This is a genomic window from Luteolibacter flavescens (assembly GCF_025950085.1).
Classification (GTDB): Bacteria; Verrucomicrobiota; Verrucomicrobiia; order Verrucomicrobiales; family Akkermansiaceae; genus Haloferula; species Haloferula flavescens.
The window spans coordinates 479,648-498,752 of record NZ_JAPDDS010000001.1 but is presented as its reverse complement, the minus strand read 5'-3'; the positions used below and the strand labels follow the sequence as shown (position 1 = coordinate 498,752).

Annotated in this window: 14 protein-coding genes; 4 read left to right on the top strand and 10 right to left on the bottom strand. The window is 62.6% G+C overall.

Annotated elements, in window-relative coordinates; all coding sequences use genetic code 11:
- Positions 1 to 144 precede the first annotated feature (144 nt).
- From OKA04_RS02085 to OKA04_RS02050, 8 genes are all read right to left on the bottom strand, one after another.
- The gene (locus OKA04_RS02085; RefSeq protein WP_264499458.1) at positions 145 to 933 is read right to left on the bottom strand and encodes an SDR family oxidoreductase; all 789 of its coding nucleotides are present in this window, start codon (positions 931 to 933) and stop codon (positions 145 to 147) included.
- Positions 934 to 998: 65 nt separating this feature from the next.
- Positions 999 to 1,838 carry a metal ABC transporter permease gene (locus OKA04_RS02080; protein WP_264499457.1) on the bottom strand — a complete coding sequence of 280 codons (840 nt, stop codon included), beginning with the start codon at positions 1,836 to 1,838 and terminating at the stop codon, positions 999 to 1,001.
- A complete protein-coding gene (locus OKA04_RS02075) occupies positions 1,825 to 2,691 on the bottom strand; it encodes a metal ABC transporter permease (protein WP_264499456.1) in 867 nt (288 codons plus the stop codon). Before OKA04_RS02075 ends, OKA04_RS02080 begins: the two co-directional genes overlap by 14 nt.
- The gene (locus tag OKA04_RS02070) at positions 2,688 to 3,581 is read right to left on the bottom strand and encodes an ATP-binding cassette domain-containing protein (protein ID WP_264499455.1); all 894 of its coding nucleotides are present in this window, start codon (positions 3,579 to 3,581) and stop codon (positions 2,688 to 2,690) included. The genes OKA04_RS02075 and OKA04_RS02070 overlap by 4 nt, the downstream gene beginning before the upstream one ends.
- Positions 3,582 to 3,630: 49 nt before the next feature.
- The gene (locus OKA04_RS02065) at positions 3,631 to 4,503 is read right to left on the bottom strand and encodes a metal ABC transporter substrate-binding protein (protein ID WP_264499749.1); all 873 of its coding nucleotides are present in this window, start codon (positions 4,501 to 4,503) and stop codon (positions 3,631 to 3,633) included.
- A 111-nt stretch (positions 4,504 to 4,614) separates the two neighbouring features.
- Positions 4,615 to 5,373 carry a transporter gene (locus OKA04_RS02060; protein WP_264499454.1) on the bottom strand — a complete coding sequence of 253 codons (759 nt, stop codon included), beginning with the start codon at positions 5,371 to 5,373 and terminating at the stop codon, positions 4,615 to 4,617.
- A gap of 88 nt (positions 5,374 to 5,461) precedes the next feature.
- Positions 5,462 to 6,061, bottom strand: a complete 600-nt coding sequence (locus tag OKA04_RS02055) for an HAD family hydrolase (protein ID WP_264499453.1) — start codon at positions 6,059 to 6,061, stop codon at positions 5,462 to 5,464.
- Positions 6,062 to 6,085: 24 nt separating this feature from the next.
- Positions 6,086 to 7,189, bottom strand: a complete 1,104-nt coding sequence (locus OKA04_RS02050; protein WP_264499452.1) for an MGDG synthase family glycosyltransferase — start codon at positions 7,187 to 7,189, stop codon at positions 6,086 to 6,088.
- A gap of 171 nt (positions 7,190 to 7,360) precedes the next feature.
- Here OKA04_RS02050 and OKA04_RS02045 point away from each other — a divergent pair, with 171 nt between their 5' ends.
- On the top strand, positions 7,361 to 9,553 hold the full coding sequence (locus OKA04_RS02045; RefSeq protein WP_264499451.1) for a sulfatase-like hydrolase/transferase: 2,193 nt from the start codon (positions 7,361 to 7,363) through the stop codon (positions 9,551 to 9,553).
- Between the two features lie 5 nt (positions 9,554 to 9,558).
- Here OKA04_RS02045 and OKA04_RS02040 read toward each other — a convergent pair whose 3' ends face one another.
- Together OKA04_RS02040 and OKA04_RS02035 are read right to left on the bottom strand one after the other, a co-directional pair.
- Positions 9,559 to 12,867 (bottom strand): PVC-type heme-binding CxxCH protein, encoded by a 3,309-nt coding sequence (locus tag OKA04_RS02040; RefSeq protein ID WP_264499450.1) that lies wholly within the window; start codon positions 12,865 to 12,867, stop codon positions 9,559 to 9,561.
- A gap of 99 nt (positions 12,868 to 12,966) precedes the next feature.
- On the bottom strand, positions 12,967 to 15,762 hold the full coding sequence (locus tag OKA04_RS02035; protein ID WP_264499449.1) for a PQQ-dependent sugar dehydrogenase: 2,796 nt from the start codon (positions 15,760 to 15,762) through the stop codon (positions 12,967 to 12,969).
- Positions 15,763 to 15,928: 166 nt separating this feature from the next.
- On the opposite strand from OKA04_RS02035, the gene OKA04_RS02030 reads away from it, so the two are divergent.
- From OKA04_RS02030 to OKA04_RS02020, 3 genes are read left to right on the top strand one after another with little or no spacing between them, the layout of a single operon-like run.
- The gene (locus OKA04_RS02030; RefSeq protein WP_264499448.1) at positions 15,929 to 16,756 is read left to right on the top strand and encodes an ABC transporter permease; all 828 of its coding nucleotides are present in this window, start codon (positions 15,929 to 15,931) and stop codon (positions 16,754 to 16,756) included.
- Positions 16,757 to 16,804: 48 nt separating this feature from the next.
- Positions 16,805 to 18,661: a DUF1592 domain-containing protein gene (locus OKA04_RS02025; RefSeq protein WP_264499447.1), complete on the top strand. Its 1,857-nt coding sequence runs from the start codon at positions 16,805 to 16,807 to the stop codon at positions 18,659 to 18,661.
- Positions 18,658 to 19,074: a hypothetical protein gene (locus OKA04_RS02020; RefSeq protein ID WP_264499446.1), complete on the top strand. Its 417-nt coding sequence runs from the start codon at positions 18,658 to 18,660 to the stop codon at positions 19,072 to 19,074. Before OKA04_RS02025 ends, OKA04_RS02020 begins: the two co-directional genes overlap by 4 nt.
- Positions 19,075 to 19,105: the final 31 nt, after the last annotated feature.

The window sequence follows — 19,105 nt, the reverse complement described above, 5'->3', positions numbered from 1 at the left end:
AAGGTAAGGAGCCGGGTTGCTGCCGGGGCGCACGCCATACACCCGGAAGCGTCGGGGTGCAAGCGGCACGGCGGGCCGGGATCGCCCGGAATTGTAGCGGTTGTCGGGGATTTGCCCTACTCCCGCCACGATTCCGGCTGCGGGTCAGATCTTCATCGCATTGAATCCGCCGTCCACGACCATTTCCGTGCCGGTGATGAAACCGCCAGCCTTGTTCGAGGCGAGGAGGAGCGTTGCGCCAATCAGGTCGTCCGGCGAGCCGAAGCGGCTCATCGGCGTCTGGCGGAGGATGTCGAGCACGCGGCTCTCATCCAGCACCTTGCGGTTTTGCTCCGCGGGGAAGAATCCGGGGACCAGCGTGTTCACGCGGATGGAATACTCGGCCCACTCGCGGGCGAGGTTCTTGGAGAGATTGTGCACCGCCGCCTTGCTGGCGGAGTAGGTGAAGACGCGGGAAAGCGGCACCAGCGCGGACATCGAGCCGAGATTGATGATCGAGGCGGCGATGCCTTCGTCGATGAAGTATTTCCCGAAGACCTGGCACGCGCGGAAGACCGCCGTGACATTCGTGTCCATGATCCGCTGGAATTCCTCCTCCTGGATGTCGAGGAAAGGGGTGGGGGAATTGATGCCCGCTCCGTTGATCAGGATGTCCACCTTGCCGGAGCGCTCGACGACGTGCTGCACCAGCTCCTGCAGGGAATCGCGGGAGGTGACGTCGGCGGGCATGAAGTAGCCCTTGCCGCCGAAGTCCTCGATCTCGGTGAGGTTCCGCTCGGCCTTTTCGCGGATGCGGCCGACCAGCACGACCTCCGCGCCGGCGCGGGCGAGACCCTGTGCCATGCAGCCGCAAAGCTCTCCGGTGCCCCCGATGACGACGGCGGTTTGTCCCTCGAGGCCGAACAGGTCTTTGAAATAGGCAGCGGTTTGCATCGCCGGGAGATTCTTCACCACGACTCGCCCCGGCAAGCGGAATGAGAGGGGATGACGGGGGTGTTTCAGGCCCCGCCCCTCCGACGCGCCACGCCGTAGATCCCGTATTTCGGCGCAAACAGGAGTGACGCGGTGAAAACGAGTGCCTGGGTCAGGACGATGCATGCTCCGGTAGAGCCTTCGATATGGAAGCTGATGAAGATGCCCGTGACGGTGGACCCGACGGCGGAAGCCGTGGCGATCATCAGCATCCGGTCGAAACGGTCGGTCCACAGGTGCGCGATGCAGCCGGGCGCGATCAGCATTGCCACCACCAGGATGATGCCGACAGCCTTGAGCGCGACGACGATGGCCAGCGAGAGAAGGGAAAGCAGGAGGTAATTCAGGAATCTCTCCCGGATGCCGAGCACGCGCGCCTGCGCGGGATCGAAGCAGATCAGCAGGAAATCCCTCCGCAGCAGCGCGACGATGGCGAGGATGCCGCCGCCGAGCAGGTAGCTTTCGATCCTCTGCTCGCGGGCGATGCCGAGGATGTTGCCGAAAAGGATGTGGTCGAGATGGAGGTCCGAGTGGGTGCGGCTGAAGAGCACCAGTCCGAAGGCAAACATGCCGGTGAAGACGACGCCCATCACGGTGTCCTCCTTGATCCGGCTGTGTTGCTTGATGAAGCCGGTGCCGATCGCGCACGTCAGGCCGGAGGCGAATGCGCCGAGCGCCAGCGGCAGTCCGGCGAGGTAGGCGATGACGATGCCGGGCAGCACTGCGTGTGAAATGGCGTCGCCCATGAGCGACCAGCCTTTCAGGATGAGAAAGCACGAGAGCACCGCGCACATCGCCGCGATGACGCAGCCGACCAGCAGCGCGTCCTGCATGAAGGGGTAGCGAAGTGGCTCAAACAGGTCCATCGAGTTGGGCGGTTTGGCGGGCGCGGCGCTTGGCCGCGAGCATGCCGTGTTTCGGGGCAAAGATGAAGGCGACGAGGAAAACCAGCGTCTGGAGGGTGACGATGCACCCGCCGGTGGAGCCATTGACGTAGTAGCTCGAGTAGGCGCCGGTCATCGAGGTGACGGCACCCAAAAGGGACGAGATCCAGAGCATCCTCCCGAAGCGGTCCGTGAGGAGGAAGGCCGTGGCACCGGGCGTGATGAGCATGGCCACCACCAGCACCGCGCCGACCGCCTGTAGCGCGGCGACGGTAACGGCCGAGAGCAGGGCCAGCAGCAGCAGGTGCAATCGCCGCACCGGCAGCCCGAGCGTGCGCGCCTGATTCGGATCGAAGCAGAAGAGCATCAGGTCGCGCCACTTCAGCCCCAGCACCACGAGCGCCACGACGCTGATCGCGACCACCTGAAGGATATCCGAGTCGGAGATCCCCAGGATATTGCCAAAGATGATTGTCTTGCGGTCCACCCCCGCGGGGAAAATGGAGATGAGCAGCAGACCGAGGGCGAAGTAGGTGGTGAAGACGATGCCCATCGTCGCGTCCTCGCGGAGGCGGCTCTGGGTTTTCACGAAAGCCATGGTGCCCGCCGCCAGCAGCCCCGCCACGAATGCCCCGAGCGCGAAAGGCAGGCCGAAGAGATAGGCCAGCGCCACCCCCGGGACCACCGCGTGCGAAAGCGCGTCACCCATCAGCGACCAACCCTTCATCGTGACGAAGGACGACAGGAAACCGCAAACCCCGCCAATCAAGGTGCTGACCCAGATCGCACGCAGCATGTAGTCATACTGAAGGGGTATGAGGAGATCGGAGATCATCCCTCTTCCTCCTCGCGCTGCTTGACGATGTGTTCGCGGCCTTCGCGGTCCTTGTATTCGAGGTGGCCGTCCTTGCCAAAGACCAGCGGGCGCTCGTCGTCGGAGAGGACGCGGACGGCGCGGCCGTCGTGGTCCTGGATGGTGGATTCCTCGAAGTGGAATTGCCGGAGCACCCCTCCGAACGCCTTGGTCAGGTTCTGCTCGGTGAAGACGTCATGCGTATCCCCGTAGGCGAGCACGGTGCGATTGATGAGCACGACCTGGTCGCAGAATTCCGGCACGCTGCCGAGATTGTGGGTGGAGACGAGAATGATGCACCCGGCTTCCCGCAGTTCTCGGAGCAGCGCGATGATCGCCTCCTCGGTCTTCACATCCACGCCGGTGAAGGGCTCATCCAGCAGGATGATGCGCGCTCCCTGCGCAAGCGCGCGGGCGAGGAAGACGCGCTTCTTTTGCCCTCCGCTGAGCTCGCCGATCTGCCGTTCGCGGAAGTCCCACATGGAGACCCGCTTCAGGCTTTCCTCCACCGCGGCCTTGTCGGTGGCTCGAGGGATGCGGAGGAAATTCATCGAGCCATAGCGCCCCATCATCGTCACGTCGGTGACATTCACGGGGAATTGCCAATCGACCTCCTCGGCCTGCGGGACGTAGGCGACCAGATTTTCCCGTAGGGCGACGCGCACCGGCCGGCCATTGATCCGGACCGCGCCACAATCCGGATGGACGAAGCCCATGATGCTCTTGAACAGCGTTGATTTCCCGCTGCCATTGACCCCCACCAGGGCGCAGATGGTGCCGCCCTTCAGGTGAAAGGTCGCATCATGGAGCGCCCGGTGGCCATTGGAATAGGCCACGGACACGGATTCCACGTCGAGGGTGAGGGGAGTCATGGTCGGGGATTGGTGGGGCTTGCGGCTGGAAGCCGCTGCCACGGTGAGATCATTGCTGGAAGCCCTTCACGATGGTCTCGGAATTCGCTTCCAGCAGCTTCAGGTAGCTGGGCGCGGGCCCGGACTCATCGGTCAGCGAGTCGACATAGAGCACGCCGCCGTAGCGCGCGCCGGTTTCCTTGCTGACCTGCCGGGCGGGCTTGTCGCTGACGGTGCTCTCGGAGAAGATCACCGGGATCTTGTTCTCGCGGACGCTGTCGATGACCTTCTGCACCTGCTGCGGGGTGCCCTGCGCGTCGGCATTGATCGGCCAGAGGTAGAGCTGCTTCAGCCCGTAATTCGCGCAGAGGTAGGAGAATGCTCCCTCGCTGCTGACCAGCCAGCGCTGCTCCTCCGGAATGCTGGCGAGCTTTTGGCGCACCGGTTCGTCCAAGGCCTTGATCTTCTCCACATAGGCAGCGGCGTTCGTGTTATAGATCGCCTCGTTGGCGGGGTCCATCTGCACCAATGCCTTGCGGATGTTTTCCACGTAAATTACAGCATTGGCCGGGGACATCCATGCATGCGGATTCGGCTTCCCGGTGTAGGGGCCCTCGCTGATACCCATGGGCTCGATGCCCTCGGTGACCACGGCGCTTGGCACGTCCTTCACGTTCTCGAAGAACTTCTCGAACCACAGCTCGAGATTCATGCCATTCCACAGCACGAGGTCAGCGGTCTGGGCCTTTACGATGTCCTTCGGAGTCGGCTCGTAGCCGTGGATCTCGGATCCGGGTTTCGTGATGGATTCCACCTCCGCGGCATCGCCGGCGACCTCGCGGGCCATGTCGGCGATGATGGTGAAGCTGGTGACGACCTTCTTCTTGCCGGTCGAGTCGGACGACTTCGGGGAACTGCAGCCGGCGAAAAGGGCCGCCCCCATCGCGAGGGCGAGCACGGCGCGGCGCTTCAGGATGCCATTGGACACGGCGGGATCTTGGAGTCGGTTGAGGTTCATCGCAACGTAGAATCTTAGTTTAGGCTAAATTTGAGATTAAAACTTTTTGCTCAGGCCGAGGAAAGGGGTCACGTCCGCCGAAGCATCGGTGAGGCCGAGTCTCACGCCGCCGTCGAGCTGGGTGGTCGCGTCCAGCGCGTAGGTGCAGCCGGTATTGAAATACGCCTCGGTGTGATCGTCGGAGTCCGCGCTGAAAATTCCGACCAGTTCGAAGAAAACGGCCGCATTCTCGGTGATCGCGTGGCTGGCGGTGACGGAATTGACGGAGACCGCGTGATAGCCGCTGCCGTCCGAGTCCTCGGCGATATCGAGCTGGGTCATGACGGCGCAGCCCCATTCGCCCGGGCCGTCGAAGGCGAAGGGAACGATGATGCCGCCTTCCAGCTTGCCATTTCCGAGGTCGCTGTTCGCGGTAGGCAGCTTCAGATAGGGCATCACGGCCAAGGCGGTGGAGCCTTCATCATTGCCCCAAAGATTGTGTTTCAGGCGGACTTGGATGTCGCCGAAGCCTTCTGCGCCACTGTCTTCATGGGTGAAATAGGAAATCACCACCTGCAGGTCGGTCGAGGTGTTCAGGCCGAATTTCGCGTTCAGCTCGCCGAGTGAAACGCTGTCGGCGGAGCCTTCGCGGGTCCAGGCCGCGACCTCCATTTCGAATTGGAAGTGTCCCGCATCGACCGTGTAGGGGCTCTCCGTGGTGTCGGGCCGATCCGTGCTGAGCGGTCGGAGTTCCACTGCGGCGAGAGGGGTTGAGATGGCGATCAGGGACAGCGTCCGTGTGAATGAATTAGTCATCGCGGAAAAAATTAGCCTAGGCTAATTTCGCGACGCAAGTCCCGAGTCGATTTTTGTCAAAGTCCGCCCGCGGGGCCGGGACTGCGCCTCAGCCGTGCATCATCTCCGCCGCGAGCCATCGCTCGAAGGCGGCGTGGTCATTCAGATCATACTGCCACGACCGGAATCCGAGCGTCCTGCCGGTCTCGATGTTTGCGGGGAGGTCGTCGATGTAGCGAGTCTCCTGGGGCTTGAGCCCGTAGGTGGCGATCGCGTGGTGATAGATCTCCGGCTCCGGCTTGATCGATCCGGCCTCGTAGGAGAGCACCGCCTCCGGGAAGTGCCGGAAGATCTCGTAGTTCTCGAAGATCCACGGGCAGTGGATGCCGTTCGTATTCGAAAACAGGATCAGCCGGTGGCCGCCCGCAGCGAGGCTTTCGATCACCCGCCACATTGCCAGATTCGGCGTGAAGATGTTCCGCCAGGCATGGACGAAGTCTTCGTCGCTCACTGCCGAACCAAGCCGCTCGATGGCCCAAGGGACATACTCGGCCAAGGAAATGCGCCCGCCTTCGAAATCGTCTTTCTTCTCCAGCAAAACGGACAAGCGCTCGGGACCGTTTTCAGTGCCCGGCGGCAGTAGCTTGGCAAGCGAGGGCTCGAAATGGAAATCGAGGATCACTTTGCCGATGTCGAAGAGGAAGGTCATGGAGCAGGGGGAATGGGGGATGTGCTATCGTGCCAGTCGCGTGAGCACATGCGTCGCCGAGGCGATGGCACCGGCATTCCGGCCGTGGACGGACAGGCGGCGCTTCATCGCCCGCCACAGGGCGGCATTGTCGGCGAGGAGGTCGGTGACGGCGGCGCGCATGGATTCCGGGGAATCCGCGAGTCGTCCGGAGCCGATGGACTCCAGCAGGCGCAGGTTTCCTTCCTCTTGGCCGGGCACCAGATGGTGCACCAGCATCGGGCATCGGGCGGCGATGGCCTCGTGGACCGTGGCACCGCCGGCCTTGCCGATGACGACGTGGTGGCTGTTGAGAAGCTGGGGCACCTTGCGGGTCCAGCCCTTGATCTTCACACGGCCGGGGAAGGCATCGCGGACTTCCTTCGCCTTTTTCCAGAGGTGGCGGACGTTCTTGCCCAGCACGATGGTGACCTCCGTGCGGGGCGACGCTTCCAGCACCGCCTTTGCGAAGCGCCGGACCTGGAGCCGCCGCGAAGTGGTGAAAAACAGCACGCGGAAGGGCTCGCAGGCATCATCCGCCGCCACCGGCGTGAGCCGGGAGAAGGCGGGATTCACCGGGAAGCCGGTGTCGATCACCCGCTCGGCCGGCAGGCCCCCGCGGATCATCGTGTCGCGGGTGTGCGCGTCCGAGACCAGCCACTCCGCGGTGGGGCATTTCAGCCACGCGGCATTGATCTCGATGGAGTCGGTGACGACGGTGAAGATCTTCGGCGGATTCGGGTGCCCCTCCAGCAGGCGCTCCAAGAAATACGGGTAGAGAGGGTAGGTGGCGACGATCGCGTCCGGCTTCCACGTTTCCACGAGTTCGCCGAGCTTGCGTTCCGGCTTGCGCATCAAGGGCATGCGCTGCTTCGAGAAATCCACGTCGGCCGTCCGCAGGTAGACCCGGTACCAGATGCCGGGGAAGCGGGTGGTGATGAAGCGGTAGCCATTGCACAGCCAGCGGGTGCTGACCGGCGCGCCGAGCAGGCAGGGATCGGTGACCCGCGCCTCGGCACCCGCTTCCTCCAGCGCCAGCGCCAGATTGCGGGCGGCGCTGTTGTGACCTTCTCCGAAGGCGGCAGTGCAAATGAGAATCCGGGCAGGCATCGGGTGTGGGCGGCCCGCTTCATAAGCCATGACAGGGCGGGCCGTCGAACGGCATTTGCGCTTTTCGGCGGCATCCGGGGAATCCCCGCTCCGGGGACGGGAAGCGTGTGACGGAGGCTCCCGCGGACCGCCCTTGATCCCGGTGCCTCGCCCTGCAAGCGTCCCCTTCGCGTGACGGAATCGACAAAACAACCCGGCCCGGAGAGATGGCAGCGCTGGATCGCCGGCACGGTGGGAGGCACGGGCCTCTTCCTCGCCTATCAGTATGTGGCCTCGCTGAAACGACTGGCGAATACCACGGGCGGGATGGACAGCGAATTCAGCAAGGTCGCGCAGAGCGAGCACCTGAGCTATCTCATCGGACAAAATCTCTGGGTGCTGGTGGGGTATCTCCTGCTCTGGCTCGCCGCCGTTTTCCTGGTGCTGCCGGTGGTGGCTGTTTTCCGGAAGCGTTTCCCGTCCTCGCGGCGGGGTTCCGTGGCTCTCCCTGCGCTGATCGTCACGTTGGCGATCCATGGCTACTTCGTGGTGCGATTGATGCACGCGAGGCCGTATTTCATGAATGATGACCAGTTCGGCCACTGGTATCACCGCTTGCTGGAGCTGCCGCCGGAGTCGTGGCGGCCATGGGTGAATGGCGCGCTCTTCGGCGTCCTGCCGTGGGTGGCTCTGTGGGTCGTTGCCATCTGGTGGCTGCGGCGTTTCGGACCGCGGGTCCGTGGTGGCATCGTGGCCGTGGTGGCGGTTCTCGTGGTGGCGGTGCTGTTTCTGAACCGCGATGCCTCGCCGGTACAGAAGGTCCAGATCCAGGGGAAGCAGCCGCCGAATGTGATCATCATCGCGTCCGACTCGCTGCGTGGCGACCGTATCGGCTACTCCGGCTATCGTCCCGCGCGGAAGGACGGCCCGGCGGCAGAGGGCGTCTCGCCGCACATCGACAAGTGGGCGAAGGATGCCGTGCGCTTCGAGCGTGCCTACTCGCCGATCGGCTCCACGATGGAGTCATCGATCAGCATGTTTTCCTCCACCTGGCCGCACACCCATGGCGTGCGCCACATGTTCCCGCAGCGCGAGCAGATCGAGGCGACGCAGGCGAAGATCGATACGATGGCGGACGTGCTCTCCGAGCGTGGCTACGACACGGTGGCCATCGGCGACTGGTGCGCGAACTACTACAACCAGATCCCTCTCGGCTTCCGCGACATCTCGGTGTCCAGCTTCGACAACTTCCGCATCTACGTCAGCCAGGCCGTGCTGCTCGCGCACTTCGTGGTGCCGGTCTATTTTGACAATCCGGTCGGCTACAAGCTCTTCCCGCAGCTCGGCTCCTTCGCACAATTCGTGACGCCGGAGGTGGTGACGCAGCGGGTGGAGGACAAGCTGGCGAAGCAGGCGACCACGGGCAGGCCCTTCTTCTGGCACGTCTTCTACTCCTGCAACCACCTGCCGTATCGCGCCGCCACGAAGTACAAGCAGATGTTCACTGACCCTGCCTACCGGGGCGCGAACAAGGATTACGTGGCCTTCGACATCAATGAATTCGTCAGCGGGACGAACATGGAGGACAAGCTGAAGGCGCTCTCCGAGGCCGAGGTCCGCCAGATCCGCGGGCTCTACGATGGCTGTACACGGGAGTTCGACGATTGCTTCGGCCGCATCATGGCGGCGCTGGAGAAGGAAGGGTTGGCGGACAATACCATCGTGGTGATGTGCGCGGACCACGGGGACGATCTGTATGAGCCGGGTGTGACACTGACCCACGGGCTCGGCTTCAACGGTGCCGACCACTGCTCGCATATCCCGCTCGCGATCACGGGGCCGGGCATCTCCGGGAAATCGCTGCCGGAACAAGTCCGCACCATCGATCTCGCGCCGACGCTGCTCGACTTCCTCGGGATTGAGAAGCCGGCCTCGTGGGAAGGCAAGAGCCTCGCCGGATGGGTGGATGGCACGGAGCAGCCGAAGGATCTGCCCTTCTACGGCGAGACCAGCTTTCCCTACATCCTCTTCCGCGTTCCCGGCGTCGAGCGACCGGACATCTCGCCGATGGACGAGATGACGACCATCGACCGCGACTACAACTACCACTTCGTCCTGAAGCCCGAGTGGGAGCAGGCAGTGATCACCTCAAAGCAACGCTGCCTGCGCACCCGCCACTGGAAGGTGGTCGCGACGCCAACCAAGGCTGGCGACCGTCACTACGGGCTCTTCCACCTGGACTCGGATCCCGACTGCCGCAGCGACATCGCGAGCGGGCGCCCGGAGGTGCTGGAACCGATGAAGGCGGCGCTGGATTCATGGATCGATGATCACGTCGAGACCTCGATCCAGGCGATCTTCCCAAATGGCGAGCCGCAGGGCTGAGCGGCTCACTTGAGCGAGGCGAGGAACTCGACGAGGTCGCGCAGTTCCGTCGGCTTGAGGATGGCGTCCATGGGTGGCATCGTGCTGATCGGATCGGTCTTCGCGGCGATGTCAGCGAGGGTGATCTCGAGCTTCGTGCCGTCGGCCTGGGCGAGGACGAGCTTGCCGTCCTTGTCCTCGACGAAAGCGCCCGCGACCGTGGTGCCATCTTTCTTCGTGGCGCTCATCATGCCGTAGCCGGAGGCAACCTTTGCCTGCGGATGGACGAGTGATTCGAGGAGGTAGCTGCGGTCCTTCTCTCCGATTTTCGTGAGCGGCGGACCGACGTTTGATCCCTGCTCGCCGATGCGGTGGCAGGCGGTGCAATTGGCGCTCAGGTTTTCTTCGAAGACCTTCTTACCCGCCGCGGTATTTCCCCCGGCAAGGGCGTAGCTCCACTTGCCGAGAGGTCCGCGCTCGGCGAGCGAACGCAGGATGAAGTCGGGGTCCTCGGTGTGATGAACCCGATAGGCCTCATCCAGTTCGAGCAGGGCTGAAGGGTCGAATTCTCCGCGGGTGAAGCGGGCCACTTCTTCATCAAGGAGACGGCGGGTTGCTTCGGACTTATTCGTTCTTAACAGGCGAACCGCCGCCTGGCGTTCGGACGTGTCAGTCGATCCGAGGCCTTTCGATTCCAGATAACCGGCGAGCTCTTTGGTGTGTTGTTTCTCTAACAGGCCTGCGGCAGCCGACCGCAGGGCAGGGGAGTCCTGCGTCAACAAGGCGAGTGCGGTGTCGGACCACTTCGCGTCACCGCTTTCCTTCAATTGGCGAAGCGCCGCGATACGGAGATCGGCGGCGAGCGAAGAATCGAGTGCGCGTTTGGTCAGGCTGGCGGCATCCCGCTTCACGCCGAGAGCTTCAAGCGCGGAATTTGCCGCGGAGGAAAGCCGCGCTTCGGCGGCGAGGGGCGAGAGGATTTTCGCGAGCTTCGACGCGAGTTCAGGAGAGACGTCGAGTGGATCGAGAGGCGCATGGCGGCCATCGACGAGGTCGAGCGGTTCAGCCGACTTTGCACTGGCCAGTGCCTCCAGCGCAGCGATGCGAAGGGCCTCCGGTTGGGCTGGGTCCATCGCGAACGTGGCCAGCGGCAACAGGCTTCCCGAGCGGCGGTTGGCGGCGATGGAACGGCGGAGAGTCGGTTCGCTGGCGGCAGGTTTTTTCTCCAGCAGCTTCGCAAGATTAATACAGTATCCAGCCGGAGGGCGCACGTCGTACAGGGCCCAAGCCGCCTCCGACACCACCGCGGAGTCAGTATCTTCGAGCAGGTGATTAAGCACTGTGGATCCGGCCATGATCACGGCTTTTGCTTCCTGATGCATGACCTCGTCCGGCTTCTTGAAATCAATGCCGCTGAATGTGTCGGAGAGTGCCGCGCGGGCGGCGACCACGACCGCAAGCCTCACCGCGGGCGACTGGTGATCACTCGCCGTTGCGATGGATTCAGACGTGATGCTTCTCTTGAGGGCGAATGCGCCGGCGTGACGGAGGAACGGGTCCTTGTTGTCATTCGCCTCGAGCATGGCGATCACCGGATCGAGATGTGCCTTGTCCCCTGACTTTCCGACCGCCATCGCTGCCTGAAACCGGACACGCGCGGAATCGTCCGCGAGCAGTGCCGTAAATGAGGAGGGGAGGGATTGCGTGGTCTCGCCCGCCCACTTCGCCGCCTGCGCGCGAAGCTCAGGATCCTGATCTTCTGCCAGTGTGGAGAACAGCTTCTCATCAAATTGCTCTCCTTGGGACAGGCCCCACAAGGCGTGGATGCGGGCGAGTTGAGGTGCGTTTTTCGAAGCCGCGACCTCCTTCAAGATTTGCCACTTCTTGCGCGTCGCGAGTTCCCACTGTGCGTCCAGACGCACGCGCTGGTCGGCATGGCCAAGCCTGATAGCCAACGCTTCATCCGGGGTGTTGGATGGCCCTTCCTTCAGCATGGCCGCGACTTCCTTTCTCATTGCACTGCCTGCTTCCTTTGGATCATCGATTTTCCAGACGGCTCCCTTTTCTTTCAGCGGGTAGCCGCCTTGCCAGTCGGCAACGTAGAGAGCGCCATCCGGGCCGAAATTGCAGCCGGTGAAGGCCGTACCGCTCGCCATCAGGTGGTCGCCCTTCATCTTGAACGACGCACCGTCGGCTTCGAGTTGGAAGGCATTGATCTTCCCCGCAGGAAACTGCGTGAGAAAGAAGTGACCGCGATAGCGTTCATTCAACGCGGTGCCGGGATTGTAAGCGAAACCGCTGGGGCCATCGAGGTAGAGCGCCAGCGGCGGGATGATCGATGCGGGCCTGCCTTCGCCGTCGGGGAAGGCGATGTGCTCGTCCATCCATGGATTGTATTTCCCACTACGATACTGGTAGTAGCAGCGCCATCCGTGATCCGAGCGCTCGGGGATGTAAACGAGGCGCTCCTTTTCGCCCTTTTGGTCGGAGTCATTATCGACGCCGAAGAGGTAGCCGTACTCATCGAAGGCGATCTCCTGCACGTTTCGTAAACCGTGGGCAAATACCTCGAAATCGCTGCCATCGGGATTGCAGCGCAGGACGGCGCCCTCGTGCGGATAGGCCCAGCGTTTGCCGCCGCTTTCCACGTTTAGACCCTTGTCGCCGATGGTCCAGTAAAGCTTGCCATCCGGGCCGAGCGTCAGCCCGTGCATGTCGTGCCCGGCGTAGTTGATGTGGACGCCGAAGCCATGGGCGATGGACTGGCGTTCGTCGGCTTTCCCGTCGCCGTCCGTGTCGCGGAGCTTCCATACATCGGGCGCGATGGTGGCATAGACATCGCCGCGGTGCGCGAAGACCCCGGCGGCGATTCCCGTGACCTCGGTATTGAAGCCCTCGGCGAATAGCGTGTGCCGATCTGCCATGCCATCCCCATCGGTATCGACCAGGCGATGGATCTTCTCCGTATGAACGGTCAGGTCCCGCCAATCGATCCGACCGTTTCCATCGTGGTCCTTCAACGACGGGTGATTCCTGAAGCGCTCGGAGGTGATGTTCTTCCGGAAGAAGTCCCGCTTCTCTTCGACCGACGTGTGGGATAGGTCGTCGGTGACCCACCACATCACCTCGCGGATATCCAGGTCCGCCTGCTTCCGCCGTGTGGTTTCGGTCACGTAGATCGTGCCGTCCGTGTCCACTGCCACGGAGACGGGATTGGTGAACATGGGCTCGCGGGCGACGAGAGTGCGGACGAGACCATTCTGACAAGGATAGCTCTCCGGTGCCGCGATCAGCGGGACGACCAGTGGCAGGACCGAGAAACAGGCGGCTCTCATGGATGCCCCACTACGCACGGGAAATCCCGGCCCTTGTCAAACTCCCCGCCCGGCTTACCCGAACCAGAAGGGGCAATGACACTCGCATTCTGGCCTTCTTCATTTCGAATCCAGTGCGCGGATCCACTCGGCGATGGCATCCAGCGCCGCCTGATCCGGGACGTTGCGGGTCACCGGAGGCATCTGCTCGGTCGGCGTGGTGGCGGCCATGCGGCGGTGGAGCAATGACTTCGCGGGATCTCCGGGGACGACGACTTTGCCTCCATCGATTCCGAAGGTGTTCCGCACCTCGCCATGCAGCAGGCCCTGACTTGCGAGAGGCGTGTCAAACCGGGCATCCCAGAGCGCTCCGCTGCCATTCGGGCGATGGCAGTGTGCGCAGTTCGCATCGATGTAAGAACGCACTCGATCCTCCAGCGATGCTGTCTTGTCATCGATGCGGCAGGTGCGTGGATGGCCTGCGATCGCGCTCTCATCCAGCGCCTCCGTGAACATCTGCAGGTAGCTCCAAGTGCGAAGCTGGTTATCAGTGCGACCGGCGGCGTAGCTGTGGCTGCCGTTGAGCTGGCGGGTCTTCGGTCCGAGCACGAAGCCGGCATTCGGCGTGTGGCACATAAAGCACAGGCCGCTGCCGGGATAAGTCCACGTTTGGTCGCGGGACTTTCCGGAGGCATCGGTGATCTTCAGCACTTCTTCTTGGCCGGCGGCATCGACGAGGTCCGCATCGCTGTGGTCCGCTCTCCACTTGTAGTTCACGCCGTAGCCGAAGCTGCCGGTGGCATCCAGCACCAGCACGCGGGTCTCGATGCGTCGGCGCTCGTTCGCGGTGTGATCCGTGATGAGCTCGAAGTGTTGCACGAAGATCGTTCCGCCGGGCCACTTGTATTCTCCGGTGGGCGAAAATCCGATCCTCCCCGACTCCGGCAGGATCACCCAATGCCGCGCCTCTGCGCCATCCGCCCATGCGGGTGTATTCAACGAGTAGGGCACCACACCCGCCTTTGGCGTCAGATTCCTGTCGGTGAAAATCCCGGTCGCCGAAAGTGTCTTAGGCATCTCGCCTTCAGCGGTGGCAGGAAGCTTCAATCCGCTGACCGGTGGCCGCACATCGAGGCCATATGGGACATCGCCGGAGATCTTGATGGAAGCTGTTGCGACAGCGCTATCGGTCAGGCCGCCACGCCGGACGATGGCTTTCACCGTCGTGTCGGCATCGACCTTGAATGGCTCGGTGTAGGCGGGGGAATTGGCGTCCGGTTCCTTCCCGTCCGTCGTGAAATGAATCGTCGCGCCCGAGCCCGGCACGGGATTCGAGACGCGCAGCCACACCGGTCCGGTGAAGCTGCCACCGCCCGGAACGATAGACGGAGGTGCGAGCTGGTCGGTGATGTCGAAGGCATTGCTGCTCGCTGATGCCAGACCGTCACCGCTGGCGCGCAAGACATAGCCGCGGCCAGGCTTGCCGATTGCCAGCGAGGAAAACATGGCGACTCCATTCACCGCCGACACACTCGTGGTGCCGGAAAGCGTGGCTCCGGGTGGGCTGCCATCGAGAGTCAGCGTGATCGTGTTGCTCGCCGTATCCACGGTCTTGCCGGTGGAGTCCTGGATCGCGATCTTCACGTCACCGATCGGCGCTCCGACATTGGCTCCAGTCGGCTGTTGGATCACGGCGAGTTTGGCAGGCTGGCCGCCGCCTGCCCAGTGGATGCGCCAGAGCGAGCCATTCGTGCTCGCACTGTTCGCTTCGTCAGATCCACCGGGAATTCCGGCCCTCGCGATGTACCAGAGAGATCCATCCGGCGCGGTCTCAACGTCGATGGGACGATTGATGCCGCTAGCGAAATCATGGCGGACTTCCGGTTTCGCGGGGTCGATGAATTTGATCCAGCCCTTGTAGTCGCTGAAGAAGAAGCGCCCCGTGTATTCTCCGGGGAACGCACCATCGCCCGGTTTGGCAGGATTGTAAAAATCACCCGAGCAAAGTGCCAGTCCCTCACCCCGGCCATGGTCGTAGGGATATACAGGAGCCCGGTAATTTTCCGGCTGCTTCTGGTTCCTCGGCGGGCCGTCGATGCCCGGCCAACCGTAGTTCACCGGCACGGGCGGGATGCTACTGTCGTAGCCTTCGATCTGTTCGTAGTTCGCACCGACCTCGCTGAGATAGAGCAGGCCGGTCGTGCGCTGGACGGCGATGCTGAATGGATTCCGCAGCCCGAGCGCGACGATGGCCCGATTCTGTCCCTTGAAATCCCTGTAGTGGGGATTGTCCGTGGGGATACTGCCGTCCTTGTTGATCCGCAGGAGCTTGCCGAGCAGGTTGCTGCCGTCCTGTGCATTCGAGTCTTTGGAGTTTTCGCCAGTGCTGACGTAGAGCTTGCCGTCCTTGCCAAAGGCGAGCCCGCCGCCGTTGTGCCAGCCGATCTTGGAGAGATCATTGAGTTCCAGCAGCACCTTCTCGCTCCGCGCATCGGCGACATTGCCCTTCATCGTGAAGCGGCTCACGCGGTTGTTGCTGTTGGTGCGGTCCTTCTTTCCGGGCTCGCGGTTGTGGGTGTAGTAAACGTAGATCCAGCCGTTGCGCGCGAAGTCCGGATCGAAGCAAACGCTCAGCAGCCCGCGTTCATTCCAGGCATCCACCTTGGCCGAGATGTCGAGGGTAGGCTCGGGCAGCATCTTCCGACCATCGATCACCCGCAGCAGCCCGTGCTTCTCGCAGAGGAAAAGCCGCCTGTCCGGAGCGAAGGTCATCGTCGTGGGATTCAGCCCGCCCGCCACTTCCACCTCCTCGAATCCGGGCGGGAGCGTTGCCGCGGAGGCTCGGTCGGCAGAGACGAGCGACAGGGCGAATGCACCACACAGCAACGCAGGCCGGAGACTTCTCGGGAGATTCATTCAATCAGGAAGGATTGCGCCGGGATCTAGCCGGGAGTTCGAAGGGTCGCGAGGAATTTCCCGGCTGATGCCAAACAGATGAAAACGGTGCCGCATCCAATCGCGTCCTTCTGCTGATAACACTCGCCCAATATGATCCCGGTGCAGATACTTTGCGTCCGATCCGATGTTCCGCCCGTCCGTCATCCGAGCCCTGCTGACCCGCTACGTGCTCCTGTATGCGAAGAACCCGATGCGGGCCTTCGAGCTGTTCTTCTGGCCGCTGGTGCAGTTGTTGGTGTGGGGCTTCGTCACGATGTACCTACAGCAGGCCGGGGGCGGGGGACAAGCGGCGGGCGAAGGTGGAAAGGCCTTCCCGAACTACATCACCTTCCTCATCGGTGGCATCATCTTGTGGGACGCGCTTTTCCGCGCGCAGCAGGGCGTGTCGATTTCCTTCCTGGAGGACGTGTGGACGCGGAACCTCCTCAATATCTTCGCCGCGCCGGTGAGGATGACCGACTACATCGCTGCGACCTTCGGCGTGGGGCTGCTGCGTGTCGCCATCACCGCCATCGTGCTGATCGTGGTCGCCTCGGTCGCGTATTCCTTCAATCTGCTCCAGTTCAAGATCGGGCTGATCGCCTACTATGCGAATCTCATGATCTTCGGCTGGGCGCTCGGGATTCTGTCCATCGCGCTCATCCTGCGCTGGGGCCACGGGGCTGAGTCGCTGGCATGGGCATTGCCATTCATGATCCAGCCCTTCGCCTGTGTCTTCTACCCCATGAGCGTCTTGCCCGGCTGGATGCAGGCCATCGCTTCGGCTTTTCCGCCCGCCCACGTCTTCGAGGGCATGCGCGGGGCGATCGAGCATGGTGGCTTCGACATGCGGCAATTCCTCATCGCGCTGGGGCTGAATGCCGTCTATCTCGGCCTGTCCGGATGGGCATTTGCCGCGGTGCTGCGCACGGCCCGGGAGAAGGGACTGCTGGTGAAGACGAGCTCGAGCTGATGCTTTTTTGAAAGCCGGAAGGAATGGGCCACGTTGTCGGACTGCCTCATGCTCTTTCGTCGTCCCATCGCCTTGCTTTTTGCCCTCTGCTCTCCGGCATTCGCCGACGAGTTCGGGGACAAGGTGACGCCGCTGCTCGCAAAGTATTGCTTCGATTGCCACGGCGAGAAGAGGCAGAAGGGCGGGATCGAGACCCATCACCTAATCTCGACGGACGCCGCATTCCGGAATCATCGGTTCCTGGAAACCATCGCTGAGCAGGTCGAGTCCGGGGACATGCCGCCGGATGACGAGGACGTGCTACCGACCGATGAGGAGCGGAAGCTGCTGGTGGACGAGATCCGCGGTGTGCTGAAGCAACTGGAGACTGGCGGCTTCCCGCGGAATCCTGGCCGCACCACGATCCGGCGTCTCAATCGCAACGAATACAACTACACCATCCGCGATCTCTTCGGCATCGACTTCCAGCCGGGGAAGGACTTCCCGGCCGATGGAGCGGGAGGCGAGGGCTTCGACAATGTAGGCGACTCGATGTTCGTGCAGCCGGCGCTGATGGAAAAGTATCTCGTCGCCGCCAAGAAGGTCGTCGCCGCGATCTATGACGACCCGAAGCACCTCGACCGCATCATGGTGGCGAGGCCCGGTGACAAGACCGCCCCTGCGGATGCAGCGCGGACCGTCCTGCTCACGCACGCGTCGCTCGCATTTCGCCGCCGCGTCACCGATGAAGACCTCGCGCCGCTGCTGGCGAATTTCGAGAAGAAGATCTCCACAGGAGACGGCTATGAGGAAGCGCTGCGACCCTCGCTTCAGGCGCTGCTCATTCATCCATCCTTCCTCTTCCGCTTTGAGGCGGACCAGTCCGACAAGCCGGAGTGGAAGATCGACGACTTCGAACTCGCCACCCGCCTGTCGTATTTCCTGTGGGCCTCGATGCCGGACAAGCGGCTCCTGAAACTGGCGGACGAGGGCAAGTTCTCCGATCCTGCGGTGCTTCGCGCGGAGGCGGCGCGGATGCTGGCAGACAAGCGCGCGGAGACGCTTTCCCGGCACTTCGCCGGCCAGTGGCTCGGCTTTGAAGAATTGCGCGAGGTCGCCGCGCCGGATCCGGAGCGCTTTCCCACCTTCACCCAGAGCCTGCGTGTCGCGATGTATCGCGAGTCGGTGGAGTTCTTCAATCACCTGATCCGGGAGAACCGTCCGGCACGCGAGATCCTGAATGCCGACTATGCCTTCGTGAATGCGGAGCTGGCCGGGCACTATGGCATCACGGGCGTATTGGGCCCCGACTTCCAACGCGTCGCCCTGACCGACCCGAATCGGGGAGGGGTGATCGGGCAGGCATCCATCCTGACCACGACCTCGATGCCACTGCGCACGAGTCCCGTGAAGCGTGGTAAATGGATCCTCGACACCATCCTGGGCACGCCACCCCCTCCACCTCCTCCGGATGCCGGCGTGCTGCCGGGCGATGACAAGTCCACCGAAGGCCTGTCATTCCGCGAGACACTGGAAGTCCACCGCACGAAGGCCTCCTGCGCCGGATGCCATGAGAAGATCGATCCGCTCGGATTCGGACTGGAGAACTTCGACGCGATCGGCCGCTGGCGCACCGTCGACGCGAATGGAAACCCGATCGACTCGAAGGCGACGATGCCGGGCGATATCTCCTTTTCGACGCCGAACGAGCTGAAGCAACTGCTTCTCTCCTCGGATGAACTTTTCCTCCGCAATCTCAGCCGCAAGATGCTAGCCTACGCCTTGGGACGTCCGCTGGAGTATTACGATGAACCGGTCGTGACCGACCTCGTCGCCAAGCTCCGCAAGGACGACCTGAAGATGCAAACGCTGATCTTTTCCGTGATCGAGTCCCATCCATTCCAAAACCGCAGCGCGAAGCGATGAAGGCTTTCCTCAAGAAATTCGGAGAGCCGTTGGAGTATCCCGAGTTCTTCTGGCCGGGCTTCCTCACCCTATTGCTAGGATTGACGACGGGTGCCTTACCTCTGGTTCTCGGGTTCAAGATACCAGCTTGGGATTTGCTGCTCCTGCCCATAGTCATGATCGTCTGCGGGATCTTACTGTTGAGGAAGACCATCGTCGGAAGCGTGCTCTTAACCGGACTGTGGGCTTACTGGATCTACTCGAAGGATTGGAAGATCGGACCCTTTCTTGAGATCGATTGGCTCGCTCTTCTCCTCGACGCATTCTTGTGTGTGAGCCTTGGTGCCTCGATCCTGTATCAATTCATATTTCACTACCGCCGCCGGGCAGGGATGAGAGATCTCGTCCTGCGTCCACCGGATCATACCCTCTGATATCATGGCCAATCTCCAATCCCAGAAATGG

Coding starts and splice junctions, on each gene's coding strand:
- OKA04_RS02050 (WP_264499452.1), bottom strand. CDS start 7,189: ATGCCTGCCCGGATTCTCATTTGCACTGCCGCCTTCGGAGAAGGTCAC.
- OKA04_RS02065 (WP_264499749.1), bottom strand. CDS start 4,503: ATGGGGGCGGCCCTTTTCGCCGGCTGCAGTTCCCCGAAGTCGTCCGAC.
- OKA04_RS02075 (WP_264499456.1), bottom strand. CDS start 2,691: ATGATCTCCGATCTCCTCATACCCCTTCAGTATGACTACATGCTGCGT.
- OKA04_RS02040 (WP_264499450.1), bottom strand. CDS start 12,867: ATGAGAGCCGCCTGTTTCTCGGTCCTGCCACTGGTCGTCCCGCTGATC.
- OKA04_RS02035 (WP_264499449.1), bottom strand. CDS start 15,762: ATGAATCTCCCGAGAAGTCTCCGGCCTGCGTTGCTGTGTGGTGCATTC.
- OKA04_RS02025 (WP_264499447.1), top strand. CDS start 16,805: ATGCTCTTTCGTCGTCCCATCGCCTTGCTTTTTGCCCTCTGCTCTCCG.
- OKA04_RS02070 (WP_264499455.1), bottom strand. CDS start 3,581: ATGACTCCCCTCACCCTCGACGTGGAATCCGTGTCCGTGGCCTATTCC.
- OKA04_RS02085 (WP_264499458.1), bottom strand. CDS start 933: ATGCAAACCGCTGCCTATTTCAAAGACCTGTTCGGCCTCGAGGGACAA.
- OKA04_RS02060 (WP_264499454.1), bottom strand. CDS start 5,373: ATGACTAATTCATTCACACGGACGCTGTCCCTGATCGCCATCTCAACC.
- OKA04_RS02020 (WP_264499446.1), top strand. CDS start 18,658: ATGAAGGCTTTCCTCAAGAAATTCGGAGAGCCGTTGGAGTATCCCGAG.
- OKA04_RS02030 (WP_264499448.1), top strand. CDS start 15,929: ATGTTCCGCCCGTCCGTCATCCGAGCCCTGCTGACCCGCTACGTGCTC.
- OKA04_RS02080 (WP_264499457.1), bottom strand. CDS start 1,838: ATGGACCTGTTTGAGCCACTTCGCTACCCCTTCATGCAGGACGCGCTG.
- OKA04_RS02055 (WP_264499453.1), bottom strand. CDS start 6,061: ATGACCTTCCTCTTCGACATCGGCAAAGTGATCCTCGATTTCCATTTC.